Source organism: Pseudomonas sp. 43(2021), assembly GCF_017490805.1.
Classification (GTDB): Bacteria; Pseudomonadota; Gammaproteobacteria; order Pseudomonadales; family Pseudomonadaceae; genus Aquipseudomonas.
On sequence record NZ_JAFGYJ010000092.1, the window covers coordinates 1 to 842 of the forward strand.

The 842-nt window shown below is 61.5% G+C and carries 1 protein-coding gene; it reads right to left on the bottom strand.

Annotated features, from left to right (window positions below; genetic code table 11):
• Positions 1–147 precede the first annotated feature (147 nt).
• Positions 148–842: LysR substrate-binding domain-containing protein (locus J5M71_RS26045; RefSeq protein ID WP_207838310.1), on the bottom strand; the 695-nt coding region annotated here is incomplete at its 5' end.

Here is an 842-nt window from a genome sequence, read left to right on the forward strand (position 1 = left end):
CCATAATTATCTCCAGTGCTGGCCAAACCGGTAGTTACGAACATTGGCATATTATGCCAATTTGCCCGTCCGGATATTGAATCGGGATCTGATTCCGACGGGGTGCGTCCTACGGTACTTCCGATAAAGCACCCTAGCCGACGATACCTAAAGACTATCCGGATCCCCGAAAAACATCTGAATCCGCGACCTCAACCACCGCTCTCCCGGATCGTTGTCCTGCGAGCCACGCCAAGCCATGTGCAGTTCAAACGTACGCGTCGGCAGTGGCGGATCTTCAGCACGAAGCCCACCAGCCGCCGTCAGTGCCTCAGCCGTGTAATCCGGCACGGTCGCGACGATATCGGTACCCGCCAGCAGCGTGCCGAGTCCGTTGAACTGTGGCACTGCCAGCACCACGTGCCGTTTGCGTCCGAGTTTTTCCAGTTCTTCATCGACAAAACCACTGAGGTCTCCAGCGAACGACACCAGTGCGTGCGGTCGGGCGCAGTAGTCGTCGAGGCTCAGCGGCCCCGGCACGGTGTCGGCGCGCAGCAGCTTCGGTGCGCTGCGGCGCAGGACCTTGCGCTTGGCGTTGGCCGGCAGGTCGGTGGTGTAGCTGACGCCGATCGAAATCTCGCCGGAGGCGAGCAGGCCCGGCATCAAGATGTAGTTGACCCGCCGCACCACGAGGACGATGCCTGGTGCTTCGGCGCGCAGGCGCTTGAGCAGCATCGGCAGCAGGGCGAATTCGACGTCGTCGGATAATCCAATGCGGAACACCGATGTGCTGGTCGCCGGATCGAAATCGGCGGCGCGACTGACGGCGGTCGAGATCGAATCAAGGGCGGGCGAGAGCAGGG